We start from the raw sequence: 7,347 nt of genomic DNA, 5'->3' as shown, positions 1-7,347 counted from the left end.
CCGAGGGTGTGGAGCTGCTCAACGCGATTCAGGACGTTTACCTGGATGCCGGTGTGACGATCGCCTGACCGGAGCCCACACAACACGACACCGGCCGCCCCGACCCGCCCGTACGCACCGATGTGCGGCCGCAGTCCCCGGTCCCACTGCTGCCGGCTGAACGCCGGATGGCCGCGGGGATACCCCAACGCCTTCGCCTCGTCGGACAACACGGTCGTCCGTACGCGCCAGTCATCAGCCAAGCGTCGGCATACGCTCTTCTCGATGCGGTTGAACGGATCCGACTCCTGGTGGCGCACCCGCCGTCGTTCACCGGCCGGATACCTCGGGATCGTCTTGCGTTCAAAACCCATATGGCGGGCGATCGCCACGATTGGCCAACCCAGTCTCCCCGGGGCGGGCCGGTCGCCTACTCGGACACCGCCTCGACCGGTTGCCTGATCACCGTACGCAACCTTTCGGGTGCCGTTCGGCGCGGATCGCTCAGGTAGATCTCATGGTGTTTGCCCCGCAAGCTGTAGCGGCGCTCGGCGGCGAACTCGTGGAGTCGCGCGATGGTCGGGCCTTCCTCGGCATACGGGCCGATGTGCATGATCTGGACGGAGAGGCCCTCTCTGAACGGCTCGAAACGCATCCGGTCGAGGGCCGGCAGGTCCTTCTTCCGGCTCACCTCTTCGATCGCAGCTTGAAAGTGGGCGGCGGTGATGTGATCGGGCTGCATCATCAGCGACGTCCATTTCCACGCCGTTCTGTCATCCATCGAGAACCCGGCCATGTCGTCAGACCACCACAGGCCCTCGAGAGCCATGACCACGTAGTCGATACCTTCGGTTCTCTTGCTCAGGAACTTCAGCGTGTACGACATCGCGTAGAGAGCCTTGAGGGCTTCCCGGTAGGCGCTCGACGTGTTCGGGTCGCCGGAACCGTCGATCATCAGGAACTGCATCTCGGGCACGTCGACGATCGAGCATTCCTTGGCAGAGGGGTTGTAGAAGCGGCGGTACTCCTTCTTCAGGTCGAGCTTGGGCATGTACTCAGGTTTCCTTCCATGCCGGCAACCTTGCCATCATCTCCTCCACCGCCTGGCGGGCGGCGGTCTCGTCGATGCCCTGGGTCTTCACCATGAAGGCGGTCCAACCCTCGCGAGTCTCCTCTCGCGACCGCATCGTGCCGTCGGGGCGAGCGCAGTGCAGGCAGTAGTCCTTGGTCGGGTCGCCTGCGGCGTGGTCTTCGGGCTTGCTCATCGGCATTCCACACGAGATGCATTGGGTCGTCGTCATACTTCTCCTCCTTGTCCGTCGGGACGTAGCAGTCCCAGGTAGTGATCCAGCAACGTCGGTCCCCACCGCTCCACCACCGACTGTCCGGGGGCGAACAGCTCCCGCCCCCCGACGTAGTGGTGGACGAGCCCCAGCCAAGTGTTGAACAGCAGGGAGATAGGCATACGCCGGACCTCACCGGCTTCCATCTCCTGTTTCGCCACCTTGGCCAGGTGGGCGGAGATCGCCGATTGCATTCCCAGCAGCGTGGCGCGGGCATAGGGCGGCAGCAGCGGGCCCTCCATCACCAGGCGGGAGTAGAAGGCTTCGTCCTCGGCGAGTCCCGCGAGATGAGCGGTCAGCACGGCGCGTACCGTCGTTTCCTCGCCTGCCAACTCGTGCAGACGTTTGGCGATCCGTCCCGCATACACGCCCACGACCGCCGCGATCAGATCCTCCCTGGTCGCGAAGTGCACGAACACCGTCCCGTGGGCCACCCCGGCTCGTTCCGCAACGTCGATGGTGCGGGTGGCGATGATGCCCCTCTCGGCCATCAGGTCATGGGCCGCCTCGATCAGCAGCAGGCGAGTCTGTTGCTTCCTCTCGCTGCGGGTACCGGCCTGCCCGTCCATCCCTCTCCTTGGTGAGTACTAACTCACTGAGTAGACACTCAGCATATGTCGGTTGGTAGGAGATGTCCAGGGGGAATCCGCCGCCGCATCGAGCATGGCGCCGCCGGACGTGGATCGGTGGGCGGATGAGCCTCCACCAAACCCGGGAGAACATCCGAACGTCCCAGCCCCGGGCCGGTCCAGCCTTCGTCCGGTCGTGCTCTGCGACCGGCGCGCGCCGCGTGTTCTCGGGCGGGCCGTTCGGCGCGACATCAATCGAAAGAGGGCGCCTCATCGTCACGAGACCCGGCCGTGTGCGCTTGCGATGCCGGGTCTTGCCCGGCCGGCGGCCACGATCGCCACCATGCCTACGAGAAGCAGCACCGTGAGCAGCACGATCGACGCCTGGTAGTCACCGGTGGCGTCGCGCAAGACGCCTACGAGGGCAGGGCCGGTCGCGCCGATCAGTACGGCAATGGTCCATTGGGTGCCCATGATCCGTCCGTAGGCGGGCCCCGAGTACCAATCGGCCATGACCATGGCGCGCAACGGGAGAAGCCCACCGAATGCCAGGCCGAACAACGAGAAATGGCCAACCATCTGCCACCACTGTGTGCCGTTGAACATCAACGAGACACCGAGCGCCACGATCAGGGTGATACCCGCCTGGACCGGTGTCGCTCCGAACCGTGCCGCCAACATGGGTGCTATCCAACGGCCGGGCAGGCTCATCGCCGAAGCGATGGCCGCCCACAGTGCAACCGTTGCCAGCGAGAAGCCGACCTCTTCGAAGCGGGTCAAACGATGGGCGATGACTCCCTGGGCGGCCATGAACGTGACCGCCATCGCCGCCGTGTACAGCACGAACCTGCGGTCCCGAAAGAGTCCCGAGATCGAGATTCCCTCCTCGGACGCCATCGCGGCTCCGGCCGCCGTGGCAGGGCGAACAGGGCGGTGGCTTCACCAACGGTGAGCAGCACGAGCCCCAGCACGAGAACCGCCGGACGCCAGCCCAGGACAGTCACCAACCGTTCGGCGAGCGGAATGAACACGATGCCGGCCAGACCGCCGATCAACGTGACGGTGGCCAGCACGCGGGCACGGTCGCGGACGGAAGACCACTGGTTGATCGCGACGTAGGCCGGTTCGTAATAGATCATGGCCTGAGCAGGTCCGATGAGCACCCACCACGCGGCGACGACCTGCCACGCCTGGTTCGAGATCGAGAAGACGATCAGACCCAGAGAACCGAGCAGCGCTCCTGCCCCGACCACCGCCCGTACCCCGTGCCTGTCGGCATACCGCCCCACCGGAAGGGCGAGGAGGCCCCCCACGAACACCGAACCTCCGTACGCGACCGACAGAACGGTCTTCGAGAACTCCGCCCCCGCCGCATGATCGGTGACATAGACGGAGAATCCATAGAGAATCACGCCGAATCCGACCATCACGGTGGCCGACAACGGCACGATCCATCCCGATCTGCGAGACGACGCTTCCGGGAGAGCCATGTCGCATGATAGAACCCGGAGCCGTGCTCGGCCGGACGGCAACAGCCGGAAGCGGGTGATCACTTGCGGGGTCGTGTCAACGGTGCAGCCAGCCGATTCCGGCGCGCATCCATGCGACCGTCCGCCGATCCACGCACCTGCACTACTCGGCAGACTCCCGGCCGGTTACGGCCGTTCGAGCGCTCGGGCGCGCACGTGCCGACGGTGGACGTGTGGGTCTTGTGCTCCCCACTTGCCCGTCAATCGGCGATCGGGCGCATTCCGTGCCGCACATGTGCGATCATCGGCTTGTGTCCGGGGTTCTCGGAATCGATCATCGGCGAGGACATCGGCAATGTCTTCGGGCCGATCCCACAAGAGGCGTACCTCGACTCGATACGTGACGATCTCCTCTGGATCCTCCAAGACGAGAATCACCTTGCGACTCTGTTCTATGGAGTGCTCAATGCGTGCCGCGTGTTCATGGTTCTCGACCGTGGACCAGAGCTGGTGCCGAGCAAAGAGGAAGCGGCGTTGTGGGCGCTGGATCGGGTCCCCACCGTCCACCACGCCCTCATCCGACAGTGTCTTGCCTGGCTACCGATCGTCGGCGTCCGTGAGTGTGGCCAAACGACCTACCCACGGCAACGCGTGGGACCGCAGCCGTCTCCTCGAGTTCCGTGACTGGGCGCGCACCGTCGGCTGATCGGCGGGGCCCGCCGAACGGCTCCAGGTTGTCCGGAGGCTCCGATGAACCCGGACCGGTTCAGTTTCTCGGCGGCGGGCCCTCCGCGGTGGATCGGCGTTGTGCGACGCGGGCCAACGCGCCGGCCTGTCCTGCCGGAAGCAGTGCCGCCGGATCCTGGACGCCCGGCGTTTGCCGTCCAAGTGCTCCCGGGGGTGGCTCGTCGGCCGGTGAGCCACCCCCGGTGTTATGCGCCGATCTGGCTCTCCGTGTCCACGAACAAGCCCTCTGGGCTGCCTTCGGGGCGATCCCAGAGGGCTCGTTCGTCACTTCAACGCCGGTTGGCGGTCAGGACCTGTCAATTCATCCCACCAAAAGCCCGGGAGTGGCCGGCGCCGGCATCGAAACCGCCGCTGCCGTGACGCCGAACAGGGCGCCAGTCCCCCGGGGTGCGCAGGACGGTGACCGACTCGGTGTGTCCCCTCAGATCCTGACGGTCCAGGATCATCGGCTTGTAGGTCCACGAGGCGTACAAGGCCAGTTGATCGGAGAAGTGGGGGCTGGAGGGATCGCCACTCTGTCCCGGAGCGATCACGTTGACGCCGTACATGCGCGCCCCTCTTCCAAGGTGAACGATCTGGTTGTACGTGCCCCGGTTCATCCAGATGGTGTCCGGTACCGTTCCCACACCGAGGGGACTCCAATGGATCTTGGCCACCGGTTGTAGCCACGTACCGGTGTCCGTCGATCCGTACGCGACACTCAGCTCGTCGAGGGTATCGACCAGAGCGGCGGTGACCGCGTCCGTTACGGATTCGCCATTCAGATAGTCGTGAAGGAGCGGAACGGCCGGATCGTCATCCAGCAGACGGGCCATCAGATTACCGGCCACGTTGCCGTCGAGATTGGAACCCAGATCGTCGGAGAAGATCTGAGAGACCAGCGTCTTCCACCAGGTGTTGAACACGGCCACCGACGGGTTGTCGTAGACACCGTCGCCGTTGGCGTCGACCTGTGACCAGTCCCATCCGTCGAGCATCGCCACGATCCCGGGCAACCGGGCGTCGGCGCCGGTATCCGTATGAGCCAGCAGGTCATCGAGGAGCGTCGAGACGAATACGGTTTTCGCACTCCCCGACGGCGTGTCGGTAGTCCATCCAGCCGTTTTGTTGATCGATTTCAACGTTGCCATGTCGGCACTGTTGGGTTCGATCTGTTCCAGCAGGTTGAACAGCGTGTTGACTCGATGCACAGGTCCGAAGGTCCCGAACCCGGCGACCGTGTTCTCCCATCCGGGTGTGGGCTTGTTGTTCCACGAGGCCATCCAGCCTCGCTCCGGATTCAGCGCGTGGGGCATCTCGTCCCAGGGGACGTATCCCTGCCATTCGGCGCCGCCGGTACCGTCGTGGGGCAGCCAAGGATCGTCACCGTCTGCCCGGATCGGGATGGATCCGATGTGCCAGTAGGCGATGTTGCCGCGGGCATCGGCGTAGAGGACGTTGAAGTTGTAGGCGATCTTCGTGAGCGACTCCTCGAAGTCGCCGATCGAACGGGCCCTTCCCAGGTCGGTCCACGCCGTGAGACTGTTCATCTCCTCTCCACGGGTCGGAGTCTTGAGCGTGAACGCCAGACCGGGAGCGGTTCCCATCACCGGGCCGTGGATCGACTCGCATATCTCGGTATCGACTGGTGGCGCGGAACGCACGCCGATCGTTTCCGTGCGGCAGTCGTAATTCAGCCAATCACCTTCGAACAGGTATTGACCGGCGCCATTCACCGTCTCCATGTAGATGTCGGTGTTGTCGGTGAATCCCGACGTGAGGGTCCAGGCGTAGTCGCGGCCCACTCCGATGGGTGTGCCCGGCCAGCCGGCGATCTCCATCCCGGTCACATCGAACCCTGCACCGTGGATGCCGATCTCGTGGTTGATCTGCGGGACCGAGTAGCCCATCTGGGGCCCACCGAACAGGAGCGGGTGGCCGTCCGTGGTCAGTTTGGGTGCCAGAACGATGGCGTTGGAAGCCGGACCCGGATGTATCCCTGCCATGTCGAGGTTGTTCTTCAAAGCCTGTCGACCGGCTTCGAACTCGGCGGCGGCTCCGCCGATTCCGCGTGGCATCATGGCGTGAGGGCCTGCACCGTGCCGGACCGTGCCGATCGCTCCTGTGGCGGGCGCGGTCGTGGGAGCGTCCGGGTCGTGCGACCAGTGTGTATCGGCGAACATCGCTGCGCCTTCCGACAGACCGTTGTCGGCCACGAGATCGTTGAGCATCTGGGCGTTGTCCAGCTCTTGGCCACCGAACCAGCCGAACTGGCTTGCAAGGAGCATGAACGTGGCGATCGAGTCATCGACGGTCCACGGGCGCGGAGTCAGCCCCAAGGCGCCGTATTCGACCGGGAGCCGACCGTTGGCGGTCGCCTCATCGATCCAGGCATTCATCCCATCGGCGAACGCCTGCAACATCGTTCGAGAGTCGCGTGATGCTCCGGCGTAGAGCGCCGCACGTCGTTCGGGCGGACCGAACAGTTTCCGGGATTGGATGTCGCCGGCTACCGATGCGGGGCCGAAGAACTCGGCCAGGGTCCCGGTCCCGAGACGCCGGAGGATGTCCGCTTGCCAGAGGCGGTCTTGCGCCTGCGCGTAGCCGACGCCGTAGAAGAGCGATTCGATCGTGGACCCGTAGACGTGTGGGACGCCGTAGTCGTCTCGGACGATCGTCACCGTGCCGCTGTCCGGTCCCCGATGGGCGGGTGGCATTCCCGCCGCCACGGCAGTCCCAGAGATGACGAGAAGGAATGTCAAGAACAGAATGATCGAGGTGCGTTTCACGATTGCCCCTCCCAGGTAGCTCGCCTTTGCAGCCTAGACATCGTTGTGATGGCCGAGCCGGGAGAATGCTCACTTTTGTTCATGGATCCCACGAGCCCCGCGGTCGGTGTCCTCGTCCGAGACCACGCCCGGTGGAAGCCGTGCAGAGGGGCGATCACGACGTTCTCGACCGGGACGCGGCGTTTCCGGTTCGAGGTCTGGCAGGCGGCAGGTCATCGGGCGGGGGCCGGGTGGCCGACATGGGAATCGGAGTGGTGCGAAGCGTCAAAGGTGGCACTCGCGGCAAGGTGCGCTCTTGTGGGTGTCGCGATGGGGAAGCCATTGGTGGTCATGCGGAAGACCGACATTCCCTTGTCGTGTGCCGTTGTGAGAGCCGGGCATTGTGGCTTGGGAAGAGTGGACCTGGGCAGAGGTGTTCGCCGGCGATGTCGCACCGGATTGTGTGGAGGCCGTTGGCCAGTTCTGGGTCGGG

7 protein-coding genes are annotated in these 7,347 nt (G+C 64.8%); 1 reads left to right on the top strand and 6 read right to left on the bottom strand.

Annotated elements, in window-relative coordinates; genetic code table 11:
* Positions 1 to 409: 409 nt before the first annotated feature.
* From GXP34_12560 to GXP34_12540, 5 genes are all read right to left on the bottom strand, one after another.
* Positions 410 to 1,030: a hypothetical protein gene (locus GXP34_12560; protein NOY56797.1), complete on the bottom strand. Its 621-nt coding sequence runs from the start codon at positions 1,028 to 1,030 to the stop codon at positions 410 to 412.
* A 4-nt stretch (positions 1,031 to 1,034) separates the two neighbouring features.
* Positions 1,035 to 1,280, bottom strand: a complete 246-nt coding sequence (locus GXP34_12555) for an AraC family transcriptional regulator (protein NOY56796.1) — start codon at positions 1,278 to 1,280, stop codon at positions 1,035 to 1,037.
* Complete coding sequence (locus tag GXP34_12550) at positions 1,277 to 1,891, bottom strand: TetR/AcrR family transcriptional regulator (protein NOY56795.1); 615 nt, start codon at positions 1,889 to 1,891, stop codon at positions 1,277 to 1,279. Before GXP34_12550 ends, GXP34_12555 begins: the two co-directional genes overlap by 4 nt.
* Positions 1,892 to 2,167: 276 nt before the next feature.
* Positions 2,168 to 2,716: an MFS transporter gene (locus tag GXP34_12545; protein ID NOY56794.1), complete on the bottom strand. Its 549-nt coding sequence runs from the start codon at positions 2,714 to 2,716 to the stop codon at positions 2,168 to 2,170.
* Positions 2,668 to 3,381, bottom strand: coding sequence for an MFS transporter (locus GXP34_12540; GenBank protein ID NOY56793.1), 714 nt, complete (start codon positions 3,379 to 3,381; stop codon positions 2,668 to 2,670). Before GXP34_12540 ends, GXP34_12545 begins: the two co-directional genes overlap by 49 nt.
* 204 nt (positions 3,382 to 3,585) lie before the next feature.
* Here GXP34_12540 and GXP34_12535 point away from each other — a divergent pair, with 204 nt between their 5' ends.
* Entirely contained in the window at positions 3,586 to 4,044 is a 459-nt protein-coding gene (locus tag GXP34_12535) for a DUF4111 domain-containing protein (GenBank protein NOY56792.1), read from the top strand.
* A gap of 359 nt (positions 4,045 to 4,403) precedes the next feature.
* Here the strand turns inward: GXP34_12535 and GXP34_12530 are convergent, their stop codons facing one another.
* A complete protein-coding gene (locus GXP34_12530) occupies positions 4,404 to 6,875 on the bottom strand; it encodes a penicillin acylase family protein (protein NOY56791.1) in 2,472 nt (823 codons plus the stop codon).
* Between the last annotated feature and the right edge of the window lie 472 nt (positions 6,876 to 7,347).

The sequence above is a fragment of the Actinomycetota bacterium genome (assembly GCA_013152275.1).
In the GTDB taxonomy this organism is placed as follows: Bacteria; Actinomycetota; Acidimicrobiia; order Spongiisociales; family UBA4744; genus BMS3Bbin01.
Note: the sequence above shows the minus strand (reverse complement) of the source record. Positions and strands in the feature narration are given on the sequence as shown.